Here is a 26,293-nt window from a genome sequence, read left to right as displayed (position 1 = left end):
AACGAGAACACCAACGGACTGCTTCGTCAGTACTTTCCCAAAGGCACCGATCTGTCCGTTCACTCCCCAGAACGGCTCGCCGAGGTCGAGGACCTACTCAACAACCGTCCCCGTAGGACCCTCGGATTGGATTCTCCTCTGAAGGCATACGACAAGACGCTCGTTGCGATGACCGCTTGAGACCGCCGTATAGGGGGCTATACATTCGCGCGCACGTGCAGCGAAGCTGCCTATTCGTCCGTCTGCGCCCTCAGGTACCGCCCGAAGTGGGGGACCGTGAAGGCGATCGTTCCGCGCTCTGCCGAGTAGATCAGGCCCTTCTTGATCAGCCCGTCGCGCGCGGGGGACAACGACGCAGGTTTGCGCTTCAGCTCCGTCGCGACCGCAGCCGTCGGCACCGACGCGTCCTCCTCCGACAGGTCCGCCATCGCGCGCATGTACTCGCGTTCGGCGGGCGTCGCCCGTTCGTACCGTGAGCCGAAGAATCCGACGGCGAGTTCCTCCTCGGCCGTCGGCGCTGCGACGCGCACGTCTTCCGCGGTGATCGGTGTTTCGGGCGCGAGATCCCACGTCGCTTTGCCGTACGCCTGAACGAAATACGGGTAGCCGTCGGCGGCCTCGTACAGCGCATCGAGTGCCTCGGTGGTGAACTCGACGTCCTCGCGGTCGGCGGGCGCGATCAGCGCGAGATCGGCTGCCTTGCGTTCGAGCCGTCCGATGCGGTGGTAACTGAACAGTCGTTCCGAATAACTCTTCGACGCGGACAACACGGCAGGCAGATGCGGCAACCCGGCTCCGACGATGATCAGCGGGGCCGCGTCCTGACTGAGCTCGTGGCACGCCGCGCACAACGCCGAGATGTCGGCCGCGCCGAGATCCTGCATCTCGTCGATGAAGATCGCGATGCCGACCCCGACGTCCCCCGCCAGTGTGGACGCGTCGAGCAGCAGTTCGACGAGGTCGATCTCGATGTCACCGGAATCGGCACGACCCGTTTTCGCCGGCACATCGATGCCGGGCTGCCACCGCTCGCGCATGCCCTTGCCCGCCGACGCGCGCAACGCGAAAGCCTTGAGCACACCGAGGAATTCGTCGACGCGTTCCGGATCCCGATGCGACGCCGCGATGCCGCGCACCGCCATGTGCAGCGCCGACGACAACGGTCGTCGAAGCTCCTGATCCGGTCTCGCCTCGATCTTTCCCGTGCCCCACCCACGCGCGACGGCGGCTGATCGCAGCTGGTTCAGCAACACCGTCTTCCCGACGCCACGCAACCCCGTCAGTACGACGCTGCGTTCCGGCCTGCCGCGGGTGATGCGTTCGAGTACGACGTCGAAGGCGTCGAGCTGCTTGGTCCGACCTGCAAGCTCGGGCGGCCGCTGGCCTGCGCCGGGAGCGTAAGGGTTACGCACGGGGTCCATGGGGTCAAAGTAACAACACGACTAGGCGTTTATGCGGACATCTAGGTCGTGTCCTAGAGACCGCTATCGACGGCAATGAAGTTTCTCGGTGACTATCGACCTATCTATCGCCGACCGTAGAGTGCGTTAGATCGGAAAATAGTGGTTGCATCGCCTTCCGAACCAGGTCTAGATTGGCGTTCGTGAAGAACATTCTCGTAGTACGCCGCCGTAGCGGGGTCTGATTCGGACCGACCCCTCGCTGCGGGTCAACGTGCTACCTCGGTCCTTCCTTCACATTTCGAGGACCACCTTCATGAACGCTCTCACCGCTCTTTCGTCGCCAGACCGCTTCGCCGCTCGTTACGGAACCCCTCTCCCGCGCGACCTTCGAACTCAGGCACAGGACATGAACTGGACTACTTTCAGCCAGACCTTCACGTCGACCGCCGGCCCGATCCGACTCGGCAGTTGGGAAGCCAGTGCCGCACGGGGTGGCCGAACGACGTTCGACGCCACCTTCGGTATCGGAGATGCCATCCACACCGCGTCGGCGACGACGTACGGGCCGATCGACGCGTTGACGTCCATGCTCTACGACCTCGGCTGTCACGTCGAGATACTCGAGTTCCACCAGCAGACACTCACCGAAGGATCGACGGCCACGTTCGTCGCGTTCGAGTGCGACGGTCACCGCGAGTGGTCGATGGCAATCGAGGCCGACGCATCGCTGTCGTCGGTTCGGGCCGTCGTCGGTGCCGCCAACATGCTCCACCTGTAGAGCGATATATCGCTATCTAGCTTACAAGCAAGATAGCGATAGAAGTGCCTATGGCATCTCCATGGTCTGCGCGCGCTGCACCTCTGCGACCGCGCGACGGATGTAGATCTTGCCCGACGCCTTCCGCCTGACCAGCAGATCGGCAATCAACAGCACTGCATGTTCGGGCCTCGGACGGGGGCGGCGTTCTTCGGTGTCGGCGACGCCCAAGGCGCCGGTGAGCACCTCGACGAAGCCGTCGACGTCGACGCTCGGGTTCCATTCCGCCGCGCTGCGGACCGTCCGCGTGAGAGCGTCTTGGACGTCCTCGCCGGTCAGACCGTCGGGATGTAACTCCTCCAGCAACGACCTGACCGTCTCCGCATGAATGAGACCGACCTGGGCGGGATCCTCGGACGTCAGCGTCTCGATCGCGTCGGCGAACGGCTCGACGGACCGTGCCGTCGCGGCAGCGATCGCGTCGTCGGTTGCCGCCGCGATGGTGCGTGCGGTCAGGGGCCAGTTGTGCGGCCAGTCGAAAGTCACGCGCAGATCATGGCAGGCCGCACCGACAAACTTTGTACATGTAACCGGCGTTCATATTAAGTTGGTTCGTATGACTACCAAACGCGTCGTCGTCAACGAAGGAATGCGGCTCGCGGTGTTCGAGACCGGCAACCCGGACGGCGAACCGATCGTCCTGGTACACGGCTGGCCGGATACCCACGACCTGTGGAGTCACATCGTTCCGCTACTGGCCGACGAGTTCCGCGTCATCAGTTACGACACCCGCGGCGCAGGGGAGAGCACGGTCCCCGAGGAGCAGTCCGCATATCGCCTGAGCAACCTGGCGATCGACTTCTACGCGGTGATCGACGCGGTCAGCCCCGATCGACCGGTCCACGTGCTCGCGCACGACTGGGGGGCCGTCGAAGTATGGGAGGCGGCAGGCGAGCCTCGCGCGGTAGACCGGATCGCGTCGTACACGTCGGTGTCGGGGCCCAACCTCGATCATCTCGCCCAGTGGTCGCGGTCCCGACTGCGAAAGCCGACGTGGACAGGCATCAAGCAGGTGCTCGCACAGACCCGCGCCTCGTGGTACACGGTCACGTTCCACATTCCGGGGCTGTCGACGTTCCGCATCAAGCGACAGTTCGCGAAGGGATGGCCCGCGTTCCTACAGGAGTTCTCGGACGTCGATCCCGCACTGGTGACCCAGAATTCGACGCTGTGGTCCGACGCGGTGAACGGCACGAACCGCTACCGCGCCAACATCGTCCCCCGGTTGACCCAGCCAAGGCAGCGTCACATCGACGTGCCCGTGCAGTTGATCGTGAACACCGAGGACGTCGCGGTTCGGCCGTTCCACTACGACGACACCGAGAAGTGGGTGAAGAACCTGACGCGCAGCGAAATTCGCGCCGGGCATTGGTCACCCATCTCCCATGCGTCGGAGATCGCGGAGTTGACGAAAAGCTTTGCGGCTTCGCCACCCGTGCGTCAGCGCAGGTTCTCCCGCAACGTGGACCCGGCATAGTCGCGACGAAAGACGCCGCGTGCCTGCAGGATCGGAACGACGTGGTCGACGAACTCGGTGAGGCCGTGGGGATAGAGCGGCGGCATCAGGTTGAAGCCGTCGGCGGCGCCTGCCTGCACCCAGGCCTCGATCTCGTCGGCGATAGACTCGGGCGTACCGATCATCGTCGCATGTCCACCGCCCGCCGCGAGGGTGCCGAGTAGTTCGCGGACCGTCGGCGCATCCTTCTCGACGATGCGCAGGATCGTGTCGTACCTACCGTGCGGACCGGTGAACTCCTCGAGCGGCGGCAGTGACGGTACGGGTGCGTCGAGTTCCCAGGTAGTGCAATCCTGTTCGACGAACATGCTCAACTGACGCAGCGACTGTTCGACGGGGAGTAGCGCGTCCAGTTCTGCTTTCTTCGCTCTCGCCTCGTCCATCGTCGATCCCACGTACGTGACGAGCCCCGGCATGATCCCGACCGCCGACGCGTCCCTGCCTGCCTCCGCGATCCGCTGTTTGACGTCGGCGTAGTACCGAGATCCGGACGAGATGTCGTACGCCACCGCATAAATGGCCTCGGCGTACCGGGCCGCGAGATCACGACCCTGCCCCGACGCGCCCGCCTGGAACAGCACCGGCCTACCTTGCGGCGATCGTGGAACCGTCAGCGGACCGTCGACGCGGAAGTGCTTGCCGTCATGGTCGATCCGATGCACCTTCGCTGGATCCGCATACATTCCACCGCGGTCGAGAACGAGCGCGTCGGCGTCCCACGTGTCCCACAATGCCAGTGCGACGTCGACGAACTCCTCGGCTCGTTCGTAACGCTCTTTCCTGCCGGGGATTTCGTCGAAACCGTGGTTCCGTGCTTCGGCGTCGAACATCGAGGTGACGACATTCCATCCGGCTCGGCCGCCACTGATGTGATCCAGCGACGCCAGCATCCTGGCGGCGTGAAACGGAGTGTAGAACGTCGTCGACACCGTCGTCACGAGTCCGATGTGCGTCGTCGCCCGCGCCATGGCCGACAGAGCCGTGATCGGTTCCAGGAACCAGGTTCCGGCGCCTGCGGGGTCGCGTACCGAATGGCCGTCGGCGAAGAAGACTGCGTCGAGCTTGCCGCGTTCGGCGATCTGCGCCAGTTCCTCGTAGTACGCGATGTCACCGAGGTCTTCGACCCGCGAATCCGGGTGGCGCCAGGCAGCGCTGTGGTGACCGCAACCGAACAGAAAGGCATTCAAATGCAGCATGATTCAGCCCTTGACGAGACCGCCGTCGACGACGAGGTTCTGCCCGGTCACCGAGCGTGACCACGGAGACGCGAAGAACAGGAGTGCGTCGGCGAATTCTTCGGGCGTGACGACGCGCTGCAGTGGGGTCGACGAGGCGATTAGGTCGAACACTTCGTCGGGTGTCGCGGCGCTGGCGTCCGTCGTGCGCAGCAGCCCGCCGGAGACCATGTTGACCGTGATGCCATCAGCGCCGAGATCGGTTGCGAGAGTGCGTGTCAGAGACAGCAGCGCAGCTTTCGATGCCGTGTAGTCGTGGTACGGGACCACCGGGTTCTGGAACAAGTTGGTGCCGACGTTCACGATCCGGCCGAAGCCTGCGGCGCGCATGCCCGGGATCGCGCGCTGCGTCGTCGTCAAAGCACCTTTAACGGCCCCACGGAATTGAGAATCGAACTGTTCCCACTCGATCGAATCGGCCTTGCTGCGCGCGTCACCGTCGAACGAGAAGTCCGCGAGCGCATTGTTAACGACCGTCGTGATCGGCGTGCCGAAGTGCTTCTCGGCCGCGGCGAACAGCGCATCCACCTGGTCCGCATCGGTGACGTCCGCCTGTACCGCAACGCCACCGATCTCGGTGGCCAGCTTCTCGGCTGCCTCCTGGCTGCGTCGATAGTTGACGACGACACGTGCACCGTGCGCCGCGAAGGCCCGCGCGATCGCGGACCCGAGACCGCGGCCGGCACCGGTGACCAGAACCGTTTGCTCGTCCAACTTCATTGAATGCGCCTCTCACTCGAAGGCACAGCTCAGACATAGTCATAGACATCCCTACGCTGGTGCTGGCCAGATCAGGTTCGACGGGTGTGTTCTCAGCCGCCGTGCAGCGGCACCCCGTGTCGATTGCCGAGTGTAGCCGTATCGCCTGTATATCTTTTTCTAGCTTGAGAACTAGAAAACGATATACAGCCCGATTCAGCCGAGAACCACCCATCCGTGCGGTGGCACGGTGACGTGTCCGCCCTGCACCGCGGCCTGGCCGGCCAACACGGGTCCGCTCAACCGGCACTCGACGCTGTCGTCGCCGAGATTGAGGACCACGTGGATCCGTTCCTCGCCCGCTGACGCGCGGTACGCCAGCGCGGTGTTGGTCAGCTCGACGACCTCCGTCCGTGCCGTGTGCAGCCACGAGTTCCGCCTCCGCAGGCCGATCAACTCCTGGTGCAGATGGAAGATCGGCCACCCGTACGGGGCGAGATCATCCTTGTTCGCGGGGAATTCGGGGCGAACCTCGTCGTCCCCGCCGACGCGCTCCTCCTTGGTGCCGCGAAAACCCTGCTCGTCGCCGTAGTAGATGGTCGGCGTCCCCGCGACGGTGAACAGGACGACGAGGGCGTGCGCGAGGTGCCGTTCGTCCGTGATGGTGCTGGCGATGCGATTGACGTCGTGGTTACCGACGAACGTGGCGGGAACGAACGCGTCGAGCCACTCGTTGTGTCGGCCCAGCGCATGAGACAGCTCGAAGAAGTTCTTCTCGGAGATCGCGCTCCAGATCGCCTTCCACAGCTCGTACTGTGTCACCGAGTCGAGTTCGCTGTCCGCTGCGATGCGGCCGTAGTCACCGTGAATGACCTCACCCAGGAAGTAGGCATCCGGAAAGGACTGGCGCACACGGGGTACGACCGATGCCCAGAACGACGTCGGAACCGCGTAGGCCGCGTCCAGACGCCAGCCGTCGGCGCCGCGACTCAGCCAGTGCGACATGACGTCGACCACGTACTGCCGGACGTCCTCGTTGTCGTGGTTCAGCGTCACCAGTTCGTCGTGGCCCTCGAAGTTGCGGTGCCGACCGGAGGAGTCGAGGTGAAACCAGGACGCGGCGTCCGCGTCACCGGCAAGCGCTTCCTGAAATCGTGGAAAATATTGCCCCACATGATTGAACACACCATCGAGCAATACCCGCATTCCGCGGTCGTGTGCGGCCTCGATCAGCGCGTCGACGTCCTCGGCGGTGCCGAGTCGTTCGTCGACGCGGAAATGATCGACCGTCTCGTATCCATGGCCCTCCGAGGCGAAGATGGGCCCCAGGGCGATTCCCGACGCTCCGAGTTCGACTGCGTAATCGAGCCATTCGACGATGCCACGCAGCTTGTGTTCGTCCGCCGACGACGATCCGTCCCAATTCCGAACGGGCGCACCGACGAAGCCGAGCGGATACACCTGCCACCAGATCGCGTGCTGGACCCACGCCGGAGCGGTCACGCTCGGATCACCGACTCACGGCCGAGCTCCGACGCACCGGTGTGGCCGGACAGACTGGTGACGAGATCGAATTCCGCAAGGATACAACGTAGTACATGTTCGACGCCTGCTTGGCCCGCGAGCGCCAGACCGTACAGGAACGGCCTGCCGAGAAGGACTGCATCGGCGCCGAGCGCCAGAGCCTTCGCCATGTCGGCGCCGGTGCGTACACCGGAGTCGAACAGCACCGTCAGTCGATCGCCCACTGCGTCGACGATCTCGGGTAGTGCGTCCAACGATGCACGTGCACCGTCGATCTGGCGTCCGCCATGGTTCGACACGACGATACCGTCGACGCCGTGTTCCAGCGCGGAGCGTGCATCGCCGACGGTGCAGATTCCCTTCAGCACGATCGGGCCGTCCCAGTGCTGACGCAGGAACGCCAGCTGCGACCAGTTCAGGCCAGGATTCGGGAACATTTGCGCCCAATGCATCGCGGCAGCAATGGGATTGGCGTCGACCGGCTGTTCGAGGCCCGCTCGGAACGCCGGATCCGACAGGTAATTCTCGATACCGAGATTCGCCAGGAAGGGGAGATAACCACGGTCGAGGTCGGCGGGTCGCCAGCCGAGAAGGGTTGTGTCGAGAGTCAGGACGAGCGTCGTGAAGCCGGTGCCCCGTGCCCGTCCGAGGAAGCTCAGCAACACCGATTCATCGGTGGGCCAATACAACTGGTACCAGCGGGGCGCGTCGCCGCCCGCTTCGGCGACCTGCTCGAACGAGTGTGACGCCTGCGTCGAGTGAATGTAGGGCACGCCGAGGGTTGCGGCCGCGCGCACCGTCGCGAGTTCACCGTCGGGATGCGCGAGGGTCTGGATCCCGACGGGCGCAATCATCAGCGGCGCGGGCAGTGCGGTGCCGAGGATCGTCGTCGCGTGGTCGCGTTCGGCGGCGCTCCGCAACATGCGCGGTGCGATGCGCCAGGCGTCGAACGCATCGCGGTTCGCGCGCGCCGTCGAACCGCTGCCCGCGCTGGCGACGATGTAGCCAAGGGCCTCGGGCGTCAGCGTGGCCGCGGCCTGCTCTTCGAGCGTCGCGAGATTGGTCGTGATCTCCGGCCTCGTATCGGTGAACATCCCCTGGGCGTAGATGCCGATCTGGTGGTCGCTGAAGTTCATGCTTCACACCGTAATAGGAGCGCGCAACCTCACCTGCCCTGTCGGGCGGTTTCACCCTCATCTGCCGGTGCGGACGCGGTCTCGGTCATAGCGTGAACACGCCTATGTACGACGTCGATCGAAGGGCCCGAGCATCATGACCGAGTTCCCAGGACTCGCCCACGTGGCGATCACCGTCTCCGACCTGGCCGCCAGTACCGCGTGGTACTCGCGACTGTTCGGCTCCGATCCGGTCCTCGACGAGGACGAAGAATCCGGCACCTTTCACCACACGGTGTTCGCCATCGGCGGCGGCATGCTGTTCGGCCTGCACACCCATCCCGGCCACGCCACCGGGGATCCGTTCGACGAGCACCACATCGGACTCGACCACGTCGGCTTCGGATGTACCCAGGATCAGCTGCAGGAATGGCCGGCGAGGCTCGACGAGCTGGGCATCACCCACTCCGGCATCAAGAACGCCCACTACGGCTCCGGCATCTCGTTCCGCGATCCCGACAACATCGCATTGGAATTCTTCGCACCTGCCTGATAAGGGTCATTCCTGCAGGCTCCACTCCCGCCTGATCGGAGGTGTCGGACGGGTGCTCTACGGTGTTTGCCGTGCCACCTCGCAGACGCAAGCCCGCCTCCACCACCGCCCGTACCGTCGGCGCGGGGAAGAGCGCTGCAGCGCGCAAGTTCAAGCAGGCGAGCGGCACGTCGACCGCGAAGAAGAAGGCCGCGCCGAGGAAGCGGTCCGTCCGCAAGACGGTCTCACCCGACCTTCGGCTCCCGGACCCGGGCGAGCGCGTCTGGGTCCTCGACGTCCCGTTCGAGGACCGGTCCCTCGCGTCGGCGTCGGGCGCCCGTTGGTACCCGGGGCCACGGGTGTTCGCCTACTACGGAACCGAGCTTCCCGACGCCTTGGCCTCGTTCGAGTCGATGCCCTACAGCTTGCAGCGGTGGGTGGAGGACGACGCGAACGAGACGTGGCGCGACGAGGTCGTGCACGAGCGTTCCATGAAGCCGCGCGAGACGCAGCTCGAATCGGTACGACGGCATCTCGACGCTCTCGACAACGGGTTCCCGTACTTCGCACAGATGGATTCGACGGGTCTCGGTAAGACGCTCGCCGTGTGCGAGGCCGTCCGGCAGATGGACGATCCTGCGATCTCCACGGTTCTCGTCGTCGCCCCGAAGGGTGCGCTTCCCGGGTGGCGACGCACCATCGCCGACACCGAGGCCGACCTCGACCCGGCTGACCGGAAGCGGTGGCTTCTCGTCACCTACCAGTCGACGAAGAAGCTGCTGACGGTGCCCGAGGACACCGACCTGGGCAAACGCAAGAAAACACAGAACAAGCGGACCATCGCGCTCGGCGAACTGCGCTTCGACATCGACGTCGTCATCGCCGACGAGTCCCACGCGTTGATGAACATCGAATCGCAGCAGTCGCAGATCATCTGGCGCTACCAGGAAGCTGCGCGCGCAGTGGTCTGGATGTCCGCGACGCCGGGCTACCAGCCGATGCACTTTGCGTACATGGCCCGGGCCATCGAACAGAGCCGCGGCAACGAGCCCATCGTCGACGACGACTCGCTGGGATACGCCGTCACCACCCAGTGGGCAACGTTCCTCGAGAACGCCGGATTCGCGCTCAAGGAGGGCAAGGCGGGCGGCCTCAAGTCGTGGCGGTGGGAGCCCGAAGACGCTGCCCGACGCGACCGCGACATCTCGACGATTCATCGGTGGCTCGCGGGCGGTGCGGTGCCGTGGTCCATTTCGCGGCCGTCCCCTCCGACGCCGCGTGAACCCCTCGGGCAGGAACTGACGGCTGCGCAGAAGCGTCTCTACAACTCCGCGTGGGTCGACTACCGCAAGGAACTGGGTCTGCCGCTGTGGAAGTCCGTCGGTGGCAAGCGGGTTCTGCAGAAGAATCCCAGCACGCGAGCAGCGACCTTGCGGTTCCGGCAGAAGTGTTCGTACCTGCGGATTCCGGCGTCGGCAGACCAGGTGCGGTCGTGGGTCCGCGAGGGCAATCAGGTGTTCGTGTCGATGTTCTATCGCGAATCGGTGGCGGCTCTCGCCGACACCCTGCGCGGCGAGGGGCTCGACGTCGCGGTCGTCGACGGCAGCATGAGCAGTGCGATTCAGGAGATCGAGATCCGACGCTTCCAGACCGGTGCGGCGCGCGTGATCATCTCGACCACGACCAGTGCCATCAACCTGCACGCGGGCGAGCTGTTGCTACCCGAGCGGACGGTGTCGACGGCAGCGCCCCGCGTCACGCTGATCCACGACCCGCGCTGGACTCCCATCGACATCCGTCAGATCGAGGGACGCGCCAACCGCATCGACAAGGACCACAAACACACGACGTCGACCTGCTACTACGGCTTCGCCGAGGGCACGGTCGAGGAGGAAATGGTGCTGACGGGCATCGAGCGCATCGCGGATCTGGGGTCGATCGTCGGTCAAGCGGACCTGATCGATCCGGAGGCGTTTCTTGCAGCGCGGGCTGAAAGGTAAATCGGCAAAGTGCCTGTCGTGCTTAGCTTCTCCAGCAGAGTAACGAAGCGCACAGCGCTAGCGACATACCCTGCGATGGATGAAACCAATAGGGGAGGCCACATGTTGCAACCGCTGGAATACTATTTGCAACTGTTCACGCTCGAGAACATCTGGAACGGGTTCATCTCGATACTTCAGTGGTATTACATAATTCCACGGTAGTCACGGCAGGTCGAAGAAATCCTCATCTACCTTGTAGAAGGTCGCTGCCCGGTCCACCTGCACGCCCGCTGTTCGAATCGTGTACCACGCTCGGAGTTCGTGGGCTCTTTACGGAAGACTTCGAATGCATCGTGCACTGACGCCCGGTAGACAATCTTGTAGATGCCTGCCAGGCCCGTCTCGCCAACCTCCGGATTTCAGGTCACCGGCAGGTCCGCTCAACGATTAGTCTGCGAGACACCATGAGTACCTCGCACCCGTTGTCGATTCACGTGCTCGGCCCGTTGCGTGCGCTACGGGACGGCAATGTCGTCGACCTCGCCGGCCCCGGCCGTCGCGCCGTCCTGACGCGACTGGCCCTGGCGAAGGGTGCCGTCGTGTCGACCGATCTGTTGATCGAGGACCTGTGGTCCGGCGAACCGCCACCGAAAGCACTGGCTGCGCTGCAGGTCCACGTCTCCAATCTCCGACGGGTACTCGAACCAGAACGCTTACCGCGCACGCCCGCGACGATTCTGATCAGCTCGTCTCCCGGGTACGCGCTGAACCTTCCAGCCCACGCCGTCGACGCCTGGCACTTCGAGTCGCTCCTGACGGACGCCCTGCGCATCACTGCCCACGACGAGCGGCTCGCAATTCTCGACACTGCACTCGGCGTGTGGGCGGGGCGGCCCTACCAGGAAGTGGCCGACACCTCCTGGGCTGCACCCGAAATCGCACGTCTCGACGAACTGCACCGCACTGCGGTCGAAGAACGCGCACGCACGTTGCTCGAACTGGGCGAGCCGCCGACCGCTGTCATCACCGCCTTGATTCACCACGTCTCGGAGAACCCCGGACGTGAACGTCCGGCGCACCTGCTCGCCCTCGCCCAGTATCGAGCAGGCCGCCAGGCAGACGCGCTCGACACCATCGGTCGTGCACGCACGTACCTCGCGAACGAACTCGGCATCGACCCAGGCTCCGAACTGCGCACCCTCGAAGCCGACATACTCGCGCAGAGCGCACATCTCGAGGCGCCGCGACGCGTCGACGCACCGGCGCTACGCCCGAAAACACTTGCTGCGCAGCAAAGAATCAACTGCCGACCCGACGAGACGGAGACGGTGCTGACCATCGCGACGACGGTCGCCGCAGGCCAGATCGAAGTCGTGTGGGTAGGTGGCGAGCCGGGACAGGGGAAAACGACGTTGGCGTCGAACGTCGTCGAAAGACTTCGATCCGACGGCTGGACGACGGCGTGGGGTCGCTGCCGGGAGGTCGACGGCACTCCGCCGGGATGGCCGTGGGCGGACATCGCCGCCGCACTGTCGCAGCAGTTCCCGATGCCGTCGACCATCGAGAAACAACTACTGCCCCTGATGTCGAACGTCGAATCCATTGCGGTCGAGCCGTTCTGGCTGTCCAAGGCGCTCGCCGACTACCTCGCACTCGTCGCCGACAACAGTCCTGTCGCAGTGATTCTCGACGACTGTCACCGTGCCGACGAGCTGACGATGCAGATTCTACGACACCTGCTCGCCGCGCTTGCCTCGGTGAAAGTGCTTGTCGTGGCGACGTTTCGTTCGTCCGAGGTCTCGGCCGAACTGGACACGACCTGGGCTGCGACGGCCGGTGCGGGATCGACGAAGATCCACCTGACCGGACTCTCCGCGGCCGGCGTCGCCGAGGTGGCGCGTCACTCCGGGTACACCGAGGCGAACCCCGCAGTACTCCAGCTTCTTTCGGAACGTACGGATGGAAATCCGTTGTTCGTACGGGAATTCGCGCGTCTCATCCTGTCCGAGGGCTCCGACGTCGCACTGTCCGCCGTGCCCGACACCATCGGTGACGTACTGAGGCGTCGAATCACCCGGTTGCCGGGCGAGAGCGTCACGACGCTGCGACGCGCATCCGTATTGGGTCGCGACGTCGACCTCGGAGTCCTCGCATCGATGGGCGAACGATCCGAGGACGCGCTACTCGACGCGCTCGAACCTGCCGTTCTCGCAGGTCTACTGATCGAACCATCGCCCGATCGCCTCCGCTTCACGCACGCGCTCGTCCGCGACACCCTCTACGGCGAGCTACCGCTGATGCGTCGCACACGCTTGCACGGCGCGGCTCTGCGTGTGCTCGCCGATCGCACACCGAACGATCATGCCGCGCTGGCACACCACGCAATTCTGTCGGCCACCCCGTCGACGGCCATGGACGTTCTGCCGTACGCCGTCGACGCAGCCCGCAGGTACGAATCGCTCGGCTCACACCGAGAGGCACTGGCGCTGTGGCGCTCCGCGGCCGCATTGCACGCTCAGGCCGTCGACGCATCCCCGTCGTCGCTTCTCGAAGTTCTCGCTCCACTCGTCGGATCGCTCGCACGGGCAGGGGACACCACGACCGCACGCGCCGAACGGCAACGCGCCATCGACATCGCGTCGGGCATCGGGCGTCCGGAACTGATTGCGGCGCTGACGTCGTGGAACGCACCGGTGGTCTGGTCGATCCGGTCGGAGGTCGACATCGATCGAGCGGTCGTCGACCACATCGAAAGTGCTTTGGATACAGACGATCTTGCCCCGCGAGATCGTGCGTTGCTCCTGGTCGCGTTGGTGTTCGAGATCGAAGGCGACGACACGGACGAGACCATCGCCGCGGCCACGGAAGCCGTCGACCTTGCCCGTGAAACCGGTGATTCCGCGGTGCTGTGCCGCGCCCTGAATGCGTTGGGCTACATCGCACTCGGACCGGATCTCGCGGATCGGCTACCTTCTATCGCGGACGAACTGCTCACCGCCGCTGACGGTGACGCGGCTTTCACTTCCCTCGCCTACTACTACGCCTTCTTGGCTCACTGCGCGGCAACCGAACTCGACGCTGCCGAGTCGAGTGCAGCCGCGGCGATCCAGCACGCCTCGGGTCATCAGCTCGGCGAGATGCTGGGCGTGCTGCAGATCTACGAAGCCGCGTCGAAGATCATGGCCGGCAACACCGACGCCGCGCTGGCCGAGTATTCCGCCATCGCCGAACACATGGTGGCAGGCGGAAACGCCGTCGCCTACTTCATTGCAATGATCGGAAGACTCGGCGTCGCAACATATCTCGACGATCTGTCGCCGATGGTGGACGAGCTGAGCGCTGTCGAGTCGATGCGGCCGCACAGCCTACGACTGCCGCTGATCGTCGCACTGTTGGACCGCGGCGACGTCGAACAGGCCCGTCAGCTCTGGTCCGACGCACGACCGTACCCACGGGACTACTACTGGCTAGGCATGACGACGTATTCCGCGCACGCGGCCGCGCGGCTCGGCGATATCGACGCGTCACGTCGAATTCACGACGAACTGTTGCCGTTCGCGGGTCGAATCGGGGGTCTGAACTCGGGCGCGTTCTACGCAGGCCCCGTCGACTTCGCCTTGGCGGCAACGGCAAAACTCCTCGGCGACATTACTGCCGCCGAGGAGTTCGAACGTTCCGGAGATCGACTCATCGAGTCACTGCGTCGACGCGGCTCTCGGTGACCGCGTCGGCGTCGATGTTCTTTCTCTTCAGCATCAGCACGCCGATCGCGGCGATGGCGAGTCCGCGCGGAATTTCGATGACCAAGCCGGTCAGCACCGGCGCTTGCGGCAGGGGCACGAACAGGACCAGAGCACCGAGGATCATGACCACGCTGATCCACACCGGCACAGCCCGTGAACGCAGCAACGAGATGCCCATGAGCAGCATGCTCGCCATGAACGCGATGCCTGCGATCATCTGCAGGCTCTGGAATGCCGGGGCGGCGAACAGCGAATCGTCGTCGGGAATGAGGAAGTGGGCCACTTCGGGTCCCTTCGCGATGGGCACGGAGACGAACGCTTCGACCGTCAGGTGCGGCAAGATCACCAGCATGCTGGAGAAGAAGTAGAGGACGAAGCCGATCAGTCCGAGCAGGCCCGCCTGCTTCGACACCCAGACGTACACCGCGGGGAGGCCGAGGAACTGTAGAAGCGTTCCGATCAGAAGGAAGTACTGCGCGTAGGGGTTGAACGGTGCGCTCAGTGCTTCCACCGAATGCGCCCAGCCACCCACCACGGGGTGAAGGGTTCCGCCGATCAGATTGAGGACGAACGCGACGATCACGGACACGCCGCTCAGCCGGTACAGGAGTGAAGGTGTGATGTTCATGTGCGGAAGGTTGGCCCGGGCCACTTGGTCGCGACTTGGTGGGCTACACGTGCGCGCGAATGTATAGAGGGCTATACATTCGCGCGCACGGGTGGCGAAGCCACCTCCCCCGAAATGTCCGCCGCCGCCAACATCGAGACGAGCAGTGGCACAACCTTCCTGGCGGAGATCCGGAACTCGCCCCGCGCATGCTGCTCGACGACGCCCGCCGAGCCCAGCGCCTTCAGGTGGTGATAGACCTGCCCGGTGGATCCGAGCTCCACCGCTTCCTGCAGATTGGACGCGTTCGCCGGGCCACGCAGAAGCGTCCGCACGATCCGTAGACGGACGGGATGCCCCAGCGCGGCGAGCACCTCGGCGGTGCGCGCTACCGACAGCTCGAGAATCGCATCGGGTGAATATCCGATGGACCATTCGACGTCGCCATGAAGGTGCACGTCGCCCTGGTACGTAACCGACCCGCCCGACGGGGCAGCGTGTGGAGGTTTGCCGCGCCCCTCCAGTTCCGCCACCCGCGCTTCGAGGCGGTCCAGTCGCGCTTCGACGTCGTCACTCACACGACGCAGGCTATCCGGTCGAGAGCGTCGGACGAGCTCATGGCGTCGACGATCAAGCCCTGCTGCACGGTGAAGGTGTTCATCGCCTCTTCGTACCGATCGGCGGGCAGCCCGTCGACGAGCCATACCGCCGTCGCGATTGTGCCGTCGTCACGACGCAATTCCATTGCCTGCGTGAGGACTCCGGGGAGATTACCTCCCTTGAAGCCGAGGCCGAGCGTTCCCGCGGGTGCGGGCTGGTACTCGAGGTGACGCAGCACCGTGTCGGCGCCCGGCCCGAAGCTTCCGTCGCCGAACGACCTGTACAACGCCGTCAGTTGCTCCGCCGACCCGCGCGTGAAGAACTTCTCGACGCCCGCGGCCTGCTCGTCGTACGACGGGATCTGCACCGACGCACTGACACTCTCGCGGAACGGCTGGTCGAACGCCCAACGGTTCGCCGTCTCCCAGCGATCCCCCTCCGCGAGCGCAGGATCGAACAACGACAGGGAATCGCCGACGAGCGTCGGCACCGCGAACCCATCCCAACCACTCTCTGCCGCAGCATCTTTCAATGCATCGTCGCCGAGCCGAAATCGGAGGTAGTCCGGAACCGCATTGTCGCTCTCCTGGATCATCGCAGTGACCATGTCGTCGAGCCGAGCCGTCGCATTCGGATCGGTTGCGCTGACCCCGTCGTTCGCGATTCCGAATCGCGTCAACGCCGCCGGATGCGCGCCGCCGTCGGTCCCCGGCACGTACCAGCGCTCCCATTCCAACAGCGGTATCTGCTCGTCGGGATCGAGATCACCGTCGGCGACCGCCTTGGCGTACGCGCTGAGATGCACCACTTTCATCGCCGACGCCAACACCTGCTCTTCGTCCGGCCGGTGCTCGACGGTTCGGCCCCTGCCGTCGTCGATCATCATGCTGACGGTGTCCGGTGCCTGGTCGACAAGTCCGAGCCATCCCTCCTCGGTCGCGAAATCGGTCGACGTCACGGCCGCGCAGTCGTCGGACTGCGCGGAGACTTCTTCGGATTCCGCGGACGTCGACGAACACCCGCTGACGATGAGGGCCGTGGCGCAGGCTGCAGAAAGTGTCGCGATCCGTCGCATGTCTTCCCCATCTTTTCGGCAATTCCGTAATTACGAACAAGCGTATGGGGCAATTCGGACACTTGCAATGGGAACATACGTTCGAATGCGTGGTAGGCTGGCCGAGCCGTCCGGGACGCGTTCGCGGACGGTCCAGAACTACCGGCGTCACAGCAGTACCGATGTCACAGCACTACCGATGTCACAGCAAGGCGGTATCGAGCATGGTGGTACCCGACGAAACAGGCGGCGAATCCTTCGACGCCTCCGCGACGCTCCATCGATTGGGCGATCGATGGGCCGAGAGCGCTCCGTGCAGGTGCGCCCGCGGTCATGCCCTCGGCCCACGAACCGTGCTGGTCGGGTCGAGGGCATGCTCCTGCGGACGGGGTCACCACCGCACGCACGAGTGCAGAACGTGCGGGCACGTGACGTTCACGCCCCCGCTCGGACCGCGGTGCGCGGACGCGAGTTTCGACTCCCGAGGCTCCGACCAGCACCGATGACGTCGTAGTACAGAATCGATCAGATGAACAGCAGCACGGACTTCGATCGCCTCCGCAGCGAATTCACGCGTTTCATGATGGCGTACAAGTTCGGGATCGACGAACTCATGACCAAGATCAACATCTTGAAGGAAGAGTTCACTCACATTCACCGCTACAGTCCGATCGAACACGTCGGGTCACGGCTGAAGACGCCCGAGAGCATCATCACCAAGGCGCGTCGCAAGAAGTGCCCTCTGACGCTCGACGACATTCGCAACACCATCGTCGACATCGCCGGCATTCGCATCACGTGCAGTTTCATCTCGGACACGTACCGCATCGCGGACATGCTGTCGAACCAGACCGACGTGACCGTGCTGGGGGTCAAGGACTACATCGCGAACCCGAAACCGAACGGCTACAAGAGTCTTCACCTCATCGTCGAGATCCCGGTGTTCATGAGCGACCGAGTGCAACCCGTTCCCGTGGAGATCCAGATCCGCACGATCGCGATGGATTTCTGGGCGAGTCTCGAACACAAGATCTTCTACAAGTACGACGGCACCATCCCCACGCCGCTTCTCGACGAGCTGACCGACGCCGCCGAAAGCGCGAACCGCCTCGACGTCACGATGGAACGTCTGCACGACGAGGTCGCCGAGATCAAGAGCGCGTCGGATCGGCAGGACGACAGCATCCACCTGAACTCGATGCCGCCGTTGGCTCTGCCGGCGGAACTGTTGAGGTCGATAGTGGACACTAGCGCTATCTACGGCGACAGCTAGATTTTCGTAGAAAGATCTACACGCTCGATCAACCGCATCGCGTCGTACGGTGCATATCCCTTCATGTCGTTGTCGAAATACGCGAAGACGTCCATCCCCGCCGAGGTCCAGGCCCTGACACGCTCCGCCCATACGTCGAGCGCGGCGTCGTCGTACCCGCTCGCGTAGAGCTCCTTGTCGCCGTGCAGCCGGGCGTATATGAAGTTCGACGTCGGGGTCTCGACGAACGGATATCGACCAGCTGTATCCGCGACGACGAACGCGACGTCATGCGCGCGGACCAGCTCGATCGCCTCCGCGCACGCGAAACTCTCGTGACGCACTTCGAGGGCGTAGCGGATGGGCCGGTCGACGTCGTAACCGAGAGCGACCCGATCGTCGGTCAGCTTGTCGTCACGTTTGTCCGCCAGTGCGACGGCCTCGGACATCGTTCGGGGAAGCAGCTCGAAGAAGTTCGCCAGTGTGTCTGCGTCGAACTGCAGGTTGGGTGGGAGCTGCCACAGCACGGGTCCGAGCTTGCTGCCGAGCCCCAGCACACCCGTCGCGAAGAAGTTCGCGAGCGCGGGCTCCACTCCCACAAGCCTTTTCAGATGCGTGATGTAGCGGCCGCCCTTGACCGAGAACACGAAGTCCGACGGCGTCTCGTCGCGCCACTTCACGAAGCTCGTCGGCTTCTGCATGGCGTAGAACGTTCCGTTGATCTCGATCGACGTCAGCCGTTCCGACGCGTACTCCAGCTCCCGCCGATGCGCGAGGCCTTTCGGATAGAAATCCCCACGCCACGGCGCGTACGTCCACCCGGAGATGCCGATCCGGACTTCGGTCGTGGCCGAGCGTGGGGTCATGTGGAAAGCCTAGGCGCCTACGGCGCACTACACCGGAAGCGACTTCTTTCCGGTCTCACGGATCGTCAGCACCGTCGCGACACCGACGGCACACACACCCATCACCCAGTAGGCGGGCGACATGGCGTTGCCGGTCGATTCCACCAGCTGCGCTGCGACGTACGGCGCCGTGCCGCCCGCGGCGATGGTGCCGATGTTGAATCCGAGGGACACGCCCGTGTAGCGCACCGCACGCGGGAAAAGCTCGGTGAACAGCGGGAACGCCGGCACCTGCACGACCCCGTTGAGCACCATGTACACGAAGTACACGATGCCGACGACGACGATGCTGGTTGTCGCGCCGAGAATCATGAAGGCAGGCAACGCGATCACGACGTACGCGAGATAGCCGGCGAGCAGAACGGGCTTGCGGCCGAACCTGTCGGTGAGCATGCCGCTGAGCGGGAACGTCGCACAGGCCAGCGCGATGGCGATCGCCGACGTCCAGTACACGGAGTCCTTCGAGAATCCGAGATCCTTGATGAGATACACGCTGAAGTACGTCAGACCGATGTAACCGGATCCATTCATCGCGATCGCGATACCGATGACGCGCAACACCGACAACGGGCTTCGCTTCACGACATCCGACAGCGGGCTCTCCGCAACCTGGTTCTTCTCGGCCATCTCCTCGAACTCGGGACTGTCCTCGAGCTTCAGCCGCACACGGAGGCAGATCACCGCGAGGGGCAGCGCCAGCAGGAACGGGATGCGCCAACCCCACGACGCCATCTGCTCGTCCGTCGTACCGAGTGTCACGAGACCGACGACCGCAGCCGCGACGGCGAACCCGAGCGTCGACCCGATCGGCGTGAACGAGCCGAAGAATCCACGACGGTTCGGCGGTGCCGACTCTGCGATGTACGTTGCGGCGCCGCCGATTTCACCTCCGGCCGAGAAGCCCTGCGCGAGCCGGATGACCACCAGCAGGATGGGTGCGAGGATGCCGACCGACGAGTGCGTCGGCAACAGACCGAGAATGCCGCACGCGATACCCATGCACACGACGGTGATGACGAGCGCGGATCGACGCCCGCGACGGTCCCCGAGTCGACCGAAGAAGATGCCACCGAGTGGGCGTGCGACATAGGCGACGCCGAAGACGGCCAACGTCGCCAGAATCGAGACGCCAGGACTGGTCGACGGGAAGAACAACGGCGCGATGATGACGGCGAGGAAGCCGTAGACCGCGAAGTCGTAGTACTCGATGAGAGTTCCGACGCCGCCTGCGATCGCGGCGCGTCGGGCCGTCGTCGACGAGGCCTTGCTCTGAGGCACGCTATCGGCGGAACGTGCGGGGGGATGTTCCACGTTCGTCATCGGTTCTGTCCTTGCTGTGCGAGGGAATGTTCTCGGAGGAGTAGCTCGTACGAACCGCCGGCCTCGATCACCTGGACGGTTCGCGCGTTCGGGGGAGTGCCGACGAGCACTGCGTCGTCGGTACGCACTGTCGCGGCGCGCCAGTCCAGTGACACGGCGTCACCGGTCTTCACGGCCGTCGACACGCCGGGCACGGTGATGAGCGGCATGCCGTTGAATGTCTCGCCGCGCCAGAAGCCGGGCGAGAACGACTCGGCGACAATGGCTGAGATGCCTGCATTGCGCAGCGCGACCATCGGCGGATAGTGCGGATGACCGTACCCGAAGTTGCGTCCGCCGACGACGATGTCGCCTGGACGTACTCGGTCGACGAACCCGTCGTCGTAGGCCTTCATGCACACGGACCGTAGGTGGTCGGGGTCGTAGGACTTGATGTTGGACACTCCGACCACGAGATCGATGTCGAAGTCGTCGCCGAAGACCCAGGCGACGCGGCCCTCGATGACGTCGGGCGGGGGTGGGTAGGCGCTCACCGACTTGCCTCCTGCCATTCCTGCACCTCACCGACGACTGCACTCGCCGCCACCGTGTACGGCGATCCCATGTAGATGTTCGCATCCGAACTGCCCATGCGTCCCGAAATGTTCAGTACGCCAGTCGAAATGCAGTTCTCTCCGGCCTGCAACGGCTTCTGGTACCCGAAGCAGAAGTCGCAGCTCGACGCCGCGATGTTCGCGCCTGCCGCACGAAGCACATCGAGAATGCCTTCGTCCTCGGCCTGCTGGTGCACCTTCTGTGACGTCGGCACGATGTTCAGTTCGACGCCGGGTGCCACGGTTCGGCCGTCGAGCACGAGCGCCGCGGCCCGAAGATCCTCGATCCGACCACTGGCACAGGACCCGATGAAGGCCTTGGTGATCGGCGTGCCGGACACCTCCTTCGCGGTCTTCGTGTTCGCGGCGCGTGCCGAACCGGGCTGCACGACGCGGGGCACGATCGTCGCGAGGTCGATAGTGTGTCGCGCCGAGTACGACGCGTCGGCGTCGGGATAGACCGGCGAGAAACTGTCCCGCGCAACCTCGTTCGCGTACGCGAGCGAGATGTCGTCGGGCTCGAAGATCGCGGACACTGCACCGGTGAACATCGCCATGCCACAGAGACCCTGCCGGTGATCGATCTTCATCGACCGAGCGCCCGGGCCACCGAATTCCATGACCTGGTGGGCACATCCGTCGGCACCGACGAGATCGATGATGGTGTGCACGAGGTCGCGGCTGTCGACACCGGGTGCGAACTCGCCGACGAGGTCGAACCGCGTCGTCGTCGGAATGTCGACGTACAGCTTGCCGGTCACCCAGGCTTCGATGAGATCGCGTCGGATTCCCCATCCGAGCGCTCCGAACGCGCCGACGCCACTGATGTGCCCGTCGAAATGCACGAGGAAGTCACCCGGAATGGCCAGCCCCAGTTCGGCTGTCAGCTGATGTCCGATGCCTGCGCCCTCGTGCAACTCGATGCCGTAGAACTCGCACCAGTCACGCGTCACCTGGTGGACTTCGGCTTCCTTGTCGTTGTTCTTCGTCAGCATGTGATCGATGAACACGACGTAGCGGCTGGGATCGGACAGTTCGGTGATGCCGAAGTCGTCGCGCATCTGACGGAACATGACGTCGGTGTAACCGGGGAAATCGTACGCGATCATCCGCGCGGGACGAACGGCGTGATTCTCACCGCCCCTGACGGTTTCGGCGTCGCATGCCCTGCCGAGAATCTTCTCGGTCATCGTGTATCCGCTCACGAGATCTTCTCCGGGAGGTACTTGCGCTGCTGCGCCTCGACCTCGGAGAAGCCGATGAGGTCGACGAACTCGTGGTGCTGCAAGGCGTCGGCGCTGACGGACGCCGGGGCCTCGCCGCCGGCCAAGCGTCGCAACGCCTCTCGTGCTGCGCCCGTGGCTGCCATCAGGATCTGCGTGGGCAGGAGCGCGAGGCGCACGCCGATCCGCTCGAGAACCTCGGGTGTGAACTCACGCTCGGTCCACGTCGAGGCGGTCAGCGTCGCCATCAGCGGAACACCGACCTCCTGGTGGCACCGCTCCCACTCCTCGATCGTCGTGAACGTCTTCGTCACGGGCATGATCATGTCCGCGCCGGCGTCGACGTACGCCTGGGCGCGGCGGATCGCGTCGTCACCTCGTGCATCGGTACGGGCGATGAGCAGGACGTCGTCGGGAATGTTGTCGCGTACTGCGCGGATCTTGCCGGTGCCTTCCTCGACGGTGATGAGGTCGACGGGGTCGCCGACGCAGATCGGGCACGACTTCGGCGAGACCTGGTCTTCCATGAACATGCCCTGCACACCCGCGTCGACGAACTTCCTGGCGGTGCGCGCGGCGTTGACGGCGTTGCCGTAGCCCGTGTCGATGTCGGCGACCAGCGGTAGTGACGACGATTCGTGGATCGTTCGCACAGCCTGCAGGTTCTCGGTTGCCGTGTACAGCTCGGCGTCGGGCAGTCCGAGCGCCGCGGACACCGCGAATCCCGAAGCGCAGAGCGCGCTGAATCCTGCCTGCTCGGCGAGGCGAGCGGTCAAGCCGTCCCAGACGCCGGGCGCGTAGACGAGTCCCTGCGTCGTGAGGTCCTTCAGGGTGGGGGCTGTCCCTGCCATCATCACTCCATTCCGTATTGCGGAACGCATTCCGCAGATCGCGAGAATGAAGCTAGAGTGGTGGCCGTCACATGTCAAGGCGGCTTCTCCGGAAACGCTGTTCGTATGATGACGAGACCTTCTTCGAGCCGACGAAAGAGTGAGCATCTGTGGTTGCGCCCATCGAATCCGACGACCGGTCGGGCCGCGACATCGTCGGAGCCGTACTGAAGGCCTGCAGCCTGCTCGAGCACTTCGACGCGTCCAGGCCCGTCTGGACATTGAACGACCTGACCTCGGCGAGCGGCATGAACAAGACCACCGTGCATCGACTCATGGCGACACTCATCCACGCAGGATGGATCGACCGCACGTCCGAAGGGTCGTATCGCGTGGCGATGCCGTTGTTCGAAATCGGTTCGGCCGCACTCGTTCAGCTCGACCTTCGCACCGCCGCCCGTCCGTACATGGAGAGCTTGGCCACGACGTTCGGCGACACCGCATTCCTGATGGTCCCGGCCGACGAGGGCGCCGTCTGCATCGACCGGCTCGAAGGCCACAACCCTCTGGTCGTCGCCGGGATCAACATCGGATCGGTCATGCCGTACCACGCCGCCGCCGGCCCCATCGCGATGCTTGCGTTCTCGAATGCGTTGCGAGAGAGATGGTTCCGTCGCGAACTTCCGGCGTACACCGACCGCACACTGACGAACGCCACCGCGCTCTCCGAGCACTTGGATTCCGTTCGGGCCGCGGGATATTCGGTCAGCAATTCCGACTACCTGGACGGCGTCGCCGCCGTCGCGGCACCGATACTCGGGCGTGACGGGACGGCCGTGGCGTCGATCAGCATCGGCGGACGCGTCGAGGCCTTCGAAGGGGACGCGCTTCAGGACAAGATCGACCGAGTGTGCGACGCGGCCGCGCGTCTCACGCACATTGCAGCGTCGCTGCCCGTGCGCGCATAGTTGGACTATGGACCAACTATCCGCGCACGGGTGGCGGAGCCTCCCGACCGTCGGATCTCTTCTCCTTGCCTGTGCGCTCGTCGGGGCCGACGCCGTCGCCGATCCGTCGAGACTGCCGACCCAGGTGCCCGCGGCCGCTGTTCCCGCGCTCGGTCTGACGGCCGAGCCCGCGCCCATCACAGCCGACATGGTCGCGGGCGTCCTGGACGGGGAAGAGTTCTCGGACTCGTCGGCCCGCACCTCCGGATGGGACGACTACCCGTATCTCCGCTACACGGTGACCTTCGGACCCGATGTCACCGTCGCGCAGATGGACTGGACCGGAACGTCGGTCAACCTGAACGATCTCGCCATGCACGTCCGCGCTCCGGGAACCGAGTCGTGGGGTCCCGCAGTGGCCACCGCGTCCCCGTCGACGCCCGGTGGGCCCATCGAGCTCACGGCGACGGTCGCGAACATCGACGGCACACTCGAAGTGATGATCGTCGACTCGCCGCGCGAGGACCGCTCGTTCGCGAACCACAACGCCGGACCCGATGCAACATTCGCGACGCCTGGCACGTACGACTTTGCACTGCAACACATCACCGACACCCAGTACATCTCCCGCGACGACCCGGGTGTGTACGACGACATGACACGATGGACCGTCGACAACGCCGAGAAGTACGGCATCGAATACAGCATGCACACCGGAGACATCATCCAGAGCTGGATCAGCCCCGGGCGTCCGGACACGCAGTCGCGCATCGAGTTCGAAGCTGCGAGCGAGGCCATGAAAGTGCTGGAGGACGCCGAGATCCCCCACGGCGTACTGCCCGGAAATCACGACAATCTGTGGAACGTCGCAGGCAAGCTCGTACCGGGGATGCACGAGCAGAACCACGAGCTCTACAACGAATACTTCGGTCCGCAGCGATACGAGAACCAGCCGTGGTGGGGGGATTCCTTCACACCTACGGACAATTCGGCACACTACGACCTGATCGACATCGCAGGTGCCAAGTTCCTGATGCTGTACATCGGGTACAACCCGCCCGAGAAGGTCATGCAATGGGCCGAGCGAGTGTTGGACGAGCACCCGGATCGCAACGTCGTCATCGGGACGCACTACTACCTCGACGAAGGTGGCGAGAAGAAGCTGATGGCCTTCGGTGACATCGGCGCGAGTTCGGGCCAGCAGATCTGGAATCGGCTTGTCGTACCGCATGATTCGGTGTTCCTCGTACTGTCCGGGCACGTCGACGGGCAGGCGACCGTCGTCGTCCGGCAGATCGGGGACACCGATCGCACCGTCGTTCAGCTGCTCGCCGATTACCAGTACTTCGAGGTCGACGGCGAACGCACCACGGGCTTCCAGCGACTACTGCAGTTCGACCTGGACGGCGGCACGATGGCCGTCACGACCCATTCGCCGTCGCTCGACCGATTCGACGTCGAGAATTTCGATCCGCGACGGCGTTTCGTGCCCGAAGACGGCGAGTTCGTCACCGACTTCACGTTGCGGGCGGATGTGCCGAGGGCAGTGACGGCGCGGTAGGCGACACGACAAACGCGCACCACATGGCCACACGCACGCCGAATAGCCAGCAATTCGACGTGCGTCCGACCACAGCGTGCGCGTCTACCCGATCTCGCCGATTTCGAGACCTGACCTGGCGCGTCGATATAGCGTCGAAGCGTGTTCGCCTCGGATCAACTGCTGGCCTTCGTCGAGGACTCGCCTGCCGCGGTGGCCGCGCACGACCGCACCGCGTGGGTCGACCTCTACGCCCGGGACGGGGTCGTCAACGATCCGGTGGGGTCGCGGCCCCATCAGGGTCACGACGCGATCGCGCGCTTCTACGACACGTTCATCGCGCCGAACACGATCGAATTCCACGTCGAGCACGACATGGTGTCCGGGATGTCCGTCGTTCGAGACCTGTCGCTGACGATCACCATGTCGGCGGGCGGGGTCGTGACGGTCCCGATGCATCTGCGCTACGACCTCGTCGACGACGGTGGTTCGCTCGAGATCGCACGACTCGCCGCGCATTGGGAGTTGGCGTCCATGATCGGCCAACTGCTGCGCGGCGGATTCGCGGGAGTGCGGTCGTCGATCGCCCTGACTCCTCAGATGATCGGAAATCAGGGTGTGTCAGGCCTTGTCGGTTTCATGTCCGGCCTTCGATCCGTCGGCGCGAAGGGCAAGTCCGTCGCGGCAGACCGACTGCGCTCCGACCATGACGGCGCGACGTTCGAGAAGTTCATCGCCGCCGGACGCACCGTCAGCGCGACAGTTCGATGGGGTACCGAACGAGGTGTCGTGTTCGTGAACTTCGCACCCGGATCCCTGACCGTCGAATCCGTGACGCTGTTTCGCTGAGCCCCGT

The 26,293-nt window shown here is 64.4% G+C and carries 25 protein-coding genes and 1 riboswitch; of the genes, 10 read left to right on the top strand and 15 right to left on the bottom strand.

What is annotated here, in order from left to right; all coding sequences use genetic code 11:
* On the top strand, positions 1-180 hold a 180-nt coding region (locus tag HQ354_RS18180), incomplete at its 5' end, for a transposase (RefSeq protein WP_374107365.1).
* A 50-nt stretch (positions 181-230) separates the two neighbouring features.
* Here HQ354_RS18180 and HQ354_RS18175 read toward each other — a convergent pair.
* Positions 231-1,421, bottom strand: coding sequence for an ATP-binding protein (locus HQ354_RS18175; RefSeq protein WP_222634526.1), 1,191 nt, complete (start codon positions 1,419-1,421; stop codon positions 231-233).
* A gap of 388 nt (positions 1,422-1,809) precedes the next feature.
* Here HQ354_RS18175 and HQ354_RS18170 point away from each other — a divergent pair, with 388 nt between their 5' ends.
* Positions 1,810-2,181, top strand: coding sequence for an alpha-isopropylmalate synthase regulatory domain-containing protein (locus tag HQ354_RS18170; protein WP_243636706.1), 372 nt, complete (start codon positions 1,810-1,812; stop codon positions 2,179-2,181).
* A 48-nt stretch (positions 2,182-2,229) separates the two neighbouring features.
* Here HQ354_RS18170 and HQ354_RS18165 read toward each other — a convergent pair whose 3' ends face one another.
* Positions 2,230-2,706, bottom strand: coding sequence for a hypothetical protein (locus HQ354_RS18165; protein ID WP_222634524.1), 477 nt, complete (start codon positions 2,704-2,706; stop codon positions 2,230-2,232).
* Between the two features lie 70 nt (positions 2,707-2,776).
* Here HQ354_RS18165 and HQ354_RS18160 point away from each other — a divergent pair, with 70 nt between their 5' ends.
* Positions 2,777-3,697, top strand: coding sequence for an alpha/beta fold hydrolase (locus tag HQ354_RS18160; RefSeq protein WP_222634523.1), 921 nt, complete (start codon positions 2,777-2,779; stop codon positions 3,695-3,697).
* On the opposite strand, the gene HQ354_RS18155 is transcribed toward HQ354_RS18160, so the two are convergent.
* The 4 genes from HQ354_RS18155 to HQ354_RS18140 form a co-directional block, all read right to left on the bottom strand.
* A complete protein-coding gene (locus tag HQ354_RS18155; protein ID WP_167676662.1) occupies positions 3,661-4,932 on the bottom strand; it encodes an LLM class flavin-dependent oxidoreductase in 1,272 nt (423 codons plus the stop codon). The genes HQ354_RS18160 and HQ354_RS18155 overlap by 37 nt on opposite strands.
* A gap of 3 nt (positions 4,933-4,935) precedes the next feature.
* On the bottom strand, positions 4,936-5,691 hold the full coding sequence (locus tag HQ354_RS18150; RefSeq protein ID WP_068431080.1) for a 3-oxoacyl-ACP reductase: 756 nt from the start codon (positions 5,689-5,691) through the stop codon (positions 4,936-4,938).
* A 31-nt stretch (positions 5,692-5,722) separates the two neighbouring features.
* Positions 5,723-5,818: riboswitch (TPP riboswitch) on the bottom strand.
* Between the two features lie 68 nt (positions 5,819-5,886).
* Positions 5,887-7,173 (bottom strand): alpha-amylase family glycosyl hydrolase, encoded by a 1,287-nt coding sequence (locus tag HQ354_RS18145; RefSeq protein ID WP_167676660.1) that lies wholly within the window; start codon positions 7,171-7,173, stop codon positions 5,887-5,889.
* Positions 7,170-8,330, bottom strand: coding sequence for an alpha-hydroxy-acid oxidizing protein (locus HQ354_RS18140; protein ID WP_167676658.1), 1,161 nt, complete (start codon positions 8,328-8,330; stop codon positions 7,170-7,172). Before HQ354_RS18140 ends, HQ354_RS18145 begins: the two co-directional genes overlap by 4 nt.
* 136 nt (positions 8,331-8,466) lie before the next feature.
* On the opposite strand from HQ354_RS18140, the gene HQ354_RS18135 reads away from it, so the two are divergent.
* The 3 genes from HQ354_RS18135 (at position 8,467) to HQ354_RS18125 (ending at position 14,545) form a co-directional block, all read left to right on the top strand.
* Positions 8,467-8,862, top strand: coding sequence for a VOC family protein (locus HQ354_RS18135; protein ID WP_068430881.1), 396 nt, complete (start codon positions 8,467-8,469; stop codon positions 8,860-8,862).
* Between the two features lie 71 nt (positions 8,863-8,933).
* Complete coding sequence (locus HQ354_RS18130; RefSeq protein WP_308115226.1) at positions 8,934-10,841, top strand: DEAD/DEAH box helicase; 1,908 nt, start codon at positions 8,934-8,936, stop codon at positions 10,839-10,841.
* Positions 10,842-11,287: 446 nt separating this feature from the next.
* The gene (locus HQ354_RS18125; RefSeq protein WP_222634521.1) at positions 11,288-14,545 is read left to right on the top strand and encodes a BTAD domain-containing putative transcriptional regulator; all 3,258 of its coding nucleotides are present in this window, start codon (positions 11,288-11,290) and stop codon (positions 14,543-14,545) included.
* On the opposite strand, the gene HQ354_RS18120 is transcribed toward HQ354_RS18125, so the two are convergent.
* The 4 genes from HQ354_RS18120 to HQ354_RS18105 all read right to left on the bottom strand — a co-directional run bounded on the left by HQ354_RS18120 (position 14,511) and on the right by HQ354_RS18105 (position 17,255).
* Positions 14,511-15,194: a hypothetical protein gene (locus HQ354_RS18120; RefSeq protein WP_222634520.1), complete on the bottom strand. Its 684-nt coding sequence runs from the start codon at positions 15,192-15,194 to the stop codon at positions 14,511-14,513. The two genes, HQ354_RS18125 and HQ354_RS18120, sit on opposite strands and share 35 nt — an antisense overlap.
* A 71-nt stretch (positions 15,195-15,265) precedes the next feature.
* Positions 15,266-15,751, bottom strand: a complete 486-nt coding sequence (locus HQ354_RS18115; protein WP_222634519.1) for a helix-turn-helix transcriptional regulator — start codon at positions 15,749-15,751, stop codon at positions 15,266-15,268.
* A complete protein-coding gene (locus tag HQ354_RS18110; RefSeq protein ID WP_222634518.1) occupies positions 15,748-16,848 on the bottom strand; it encodes a serine hydrolase in 1,101 nt (366 codons plus the stop codon). Before HQ354_RS18110 ends, HQ354_RS18115 begins: the two co-directional genes overlap by 4 nt.
* Before the next feature lie 164 nt (positions 16,849-17,012).
* Positions 17,013-17,255 (bottom strand): hypothetical protein, encoded by a 243-nt coding sequence (locus tag HQ354_RS18105; RefSeq protein ID WP_157105413.1) that lies wholly within the window; start codon positions 17,253-17,255, stop codon positions 17,013-17,015.
* Between the two features lie 101 nt (positions 17,256-17,356).
* On the opposite strand from HQ354_RS18105, the gene HQ354_RS18100 reads away from it, so the two are divergent.
* Positions 17,357-18,100: a GTP pyrophosphokinase family protein gene (locus HQ354_RS18100; RefSeq protein WP_068430861.1), complete on the top strand. Its 744-nt coding sequence runs from the start codon at positions 17,357-17,359 to the stop codon at positions 18,098-18,100.
* Here the strand turns inward: HQ354_RS18100 and HQ354_RS18095 are convergent.
* The 5 genes from HQ354_RS18095 to HQ354_RS18075 are packed head-to-tail and all read right to left on the bottom strand — an operon-like array spanning position 18,097 to position 22,971.
* Positions 18,097-18,945: a DUF72 domain-containing protein gene (locus HQ354_RS18095; protein ID WP_222634517.1), complete on the bottom strand. Its 849-nt coding sequence runs from the start codon at positions 18,943-18,945 to the stop codon at positions 18,097-18,099. The genes HQ354_RS18100 and HQ354_RS18095 overlap by 4 nt on opposite strands.
* Before the next feature lie 27 nt (positions 18,946-18,972).
* The gene (locus HQ354_RS18090; RefSeq protein WP_167676642.1) at positions 18,973-20,304 is read right to left on the bottom strand and encodes an MFS transporter; all 1,332 of its coding nucleotides are present in this window, start codon (positions 20,302-20,304) and stop codon (positions 18,973-18,975) included.
* Positions 20,301-20,837, bottom strand: a complete 537-nt coding sequence (locus tag HQ354_RS18085) for a 3-isopropylmalate dehydratase (RefSeq protein ID WP_068431071.1) — start codon at positions 20,835-20,837, stop codon at positions 20,301-20,303. Before HQ354_RS18085 ends, HQ354_RS18090 begins: the two co-directional genes overlap by 4 nt.
* Positions 20,834-22,087, bottom strand: coding sequence for an aconitase family protein (locus HQ354_RS18080; protein ID WP_167676640.1), 1,254 nt, complete (start codon positions 22,085-22,087; stop codon positions 20,834-20,836). Before HQ354_RS18080 ends, HQ354_RS18085 begins: the two co-directional genes overlap by 4 nt.
* Positions 22,088-22,098: 11 nt before the next feature.
* A complete protein-coding gene (locus tag HQ354_RS18075; RefSeq protein WP_114329960.1) occupies positions 22,099-22,971 on the bottom strand; it encodes an oxaloacetate decarboxylase in 873 nt (290 codons plus the stop codon).
* Positions 22,972-23,120: 149 nt separating this feature from the next.
* Between HQ354_RS18075 and HQ354_RS18070 the strand changes: the two genes are divergently transcribed.
* The 3 genes from HQ354_RS18070 to HQ354_RS18060 all read left to right on the top strand — a co-directional run bounded on the left by HQ354_RS18070 (position 23,121) and on the right by HQ354_RS18060 (position 26,286).
* Positions 23,121-23,918, top strand: a complete 798-nt coding sequence (locus HQ354_RS18070; RefSeq protein ID WP_222634516.1) for an IclR family transcriptional regulator — start codon at positions 23,121-23,123, stop codon at positions 23,916-23,918.
* A 7-nt stretch (positions 23,919-23,925) separates the two neighbouring features.
* On the top strand, positions 23,926-25,458 hold the full coding sequence (locus HQ354_RS18065; RefSeq protein ID WP_222634515.1) for a metallophosphoesterase: 1,533 nt from the start codon (positions 23,926-23,928) through the stop codon (positions 25,456-25,458).
* Positions 25,459-25,599: 141 nt separating this feature from the next.
* Positions 25,600-26,286, top strand: coding sequence for a nuclear transport factor 2 family protein (locus HQ354_RS18060; protein WP_222634514.1), 687 nt, complete (start codon positions 25,600-25,602; stop codon positions 26,284-26,286).
* Positions 26,287-26,293: the final 7 nt, after the last annotated feature.

Origin of the sequence: Rhodococcus sp. BP-261, assembly GCF_019835205.1 — a bacterium.
Classification (GTDB): Bacteria; Actinomycetota; Actinomycetes; order Mycobacteriales; family Mycobacteriaceae; genus Rhodococcoides; species Rhodococcoides kyotonensis_B.
The sequence above is the reverse complement of the archived record's forward strand: the minus strand, read 5'-3'. Positions and strand labels throughout refer to the sequence as shown.

Excerpts from the sequence above, each read along its gene's own strand:
- HQ354_RS18170 (WP_243636706.1), top strand. The coding sequence starts at position 1,810 with ATGAACTGGACTACTTTCAGCCAGACCTTCACGTCGACCGCCGGCCCG.
- HQ354_RS18155 (WP_167676662.1), bottom strand. The coding sequence starts at position 4,932 with ATGCTGCATTTGAATGCCTTTCTGTTCGGTTGCGGTCACCACAGCGCT.
- HQ354_RS18135 (WP_068430881.1), top strand. The coding sequence starts at position 8,467 with ATGACCGAGTTCCCAGGACTCGCCCACGTGGCGATCACCGTCTCCGAC.
- HQ354_RS18100 (WP_068430861.1), top strand. The coding sequence starts at position 17,357 with ATGAACAGCAGCACGGACTTCGATCGCCTCCGCAGCGAATTCACGCGT.
- HQ354_RS18175 (WP_222634526.1), bottom strand. The coding sequence starts at position 1,421 with ATGGACCCCGTGCGTAACCCTTACGCTCCCGGCGCAGGCCAGCGGCCG.
- HQ354_RS18080 (WP_167676640.1), bottom strand. The coding sequence starts at position 22,087 with ATGACCGAGAAGATTCTCGGCAGGGCATGCGACGCCGAAACCGTCAGG.
- HQ354_RS18160 (WP_222634523.1), top strand. The coding sequence starts at position 2,777 with ATGACTACCAAACGCGTCGTCGTCAACGAAGGAATGCGGCTCGCGGTG.
- HQ354_RS18065 (WP_222634515.1), top strand. The coding sequence starts at position 23,926 with ATGGACCAACTATCCGCGCACGGGTGGCGGAGCCTCCCGACCGTCGGA.
- HQ354_RS18090 (WP_167676642.1), bottom strand. The coding sequence starts at position 20,304 with ATGACGAACGTGGAACATCCCCCCGCACGTTCCGCCGATAGCGTGCCT.
- HQ354_RS18075 (WP_114329960.1), bottom strand. The coding sequence starts at position 22,971 with ATGGCAGGGACAGCCCCCACCCTGAAGGACCTCACGACGCAGGGACTC.
- HQ354_RS18150 (WP_068431080.1), bottom strand. The coding sequence starts at position 5,691 with ATGAAGTTGGACGAGCAAACGGTTCTGGTCACCGGTGCCGGCCGCGGT.
- HQ354_RS18125 (WP_222634521.1), top strand. The coding sequence starts at position 11,288 with ATGAGTACCTCGCACCCGTTGTCGATTCACGTGCTCGGCCCGTTGCGT.
- HQ354_RS18110 (WP_222634518.1), bottom strand. The coding sequence starts at position 16,848 with ATGCGACGGATCGCGACACTTTCTGCAGCCTGCGCCACGGCCCTCATC.
- HQ354_RS18095 (WP_222634517.1), bottom strand. The coding sequence starts at position 18,945 with ATGACCCCACGCTCGGCCACGACCGAAGTCCGGATCGGCATCTCCGGG.
- HQ354_RS18140 (WP_167676658.1), bottom strand. The coding sequence starts at position 8,330 with ATGAACTTCAGCGACCACCAGATCGGCATCTACGCCCAGGGGATGTTC.
- HQ354_RS18120 (WP_222634520.1), bottom strand. The coding sequence starts at position 15,194 with ATGAACATCACACCTTCACTCCTGTACCGGCTGAGCGGCGTGTCCGTG.